The following is a 443-nucleotide window of genomic DNA, read 5'->3' on the forward strand; positions in this document are numbered from 1 at the left end:
AGCATATTGTCGTCATAATCACGCACAATACGGCCATAGCCGGTGGGATCCTCCAATATTGCTGTCAGTACTTTCAGGCTGTTGTTGTCGCCTGATTCAATCAAATCCTGCAGCGTATCCGTTGTGATTAGCGGCACATCGCCGTATAACACTAAGACCTGTTCACTGTTAGCAAAACTGGTTTTGGCCTGCTCTACTGCGTGACCGGTACCTTTCTGTTCATGCTGCATCACAACATCGATTTGCTGATTTTGCAGGTACGGCACGACTTCGTCAGCACCATTACCACAGACCACGGCTAACTGGCTTGGAGAAAGCTGTTTAGCGGTATCAATAACGTGTTGTAACATGGGTTTGCCTGCCAGAGTGTGCATCACCTTGGGTTTGGCGGATTTCATGCGGGTGCCTTTACCGGCAGCGAGAATAATAATAGCCAGAGACAT

1 protein-coding gene is annotated in these 443 nt (G+C 48.5%); it reads right to left on the reverse strand.

From position 1 onward, the window contains the following. A partial coding sequence (locus B3O33_RS03155) for an NTP transferase domain-containing protein (protein ID WP_292362903.1) occupies positions 1 to 443 on the reverse strand: 443 nt, incomplete at both ends.

The organism is Methylophaga sp. UBA1464 (genome assembly GCF_002325665.1).
GTDB lineage: Bacteria > Pseudomonadota > Gammaproteobacteria > Nitrosococcales > Methylophagaceae > Methylophaga.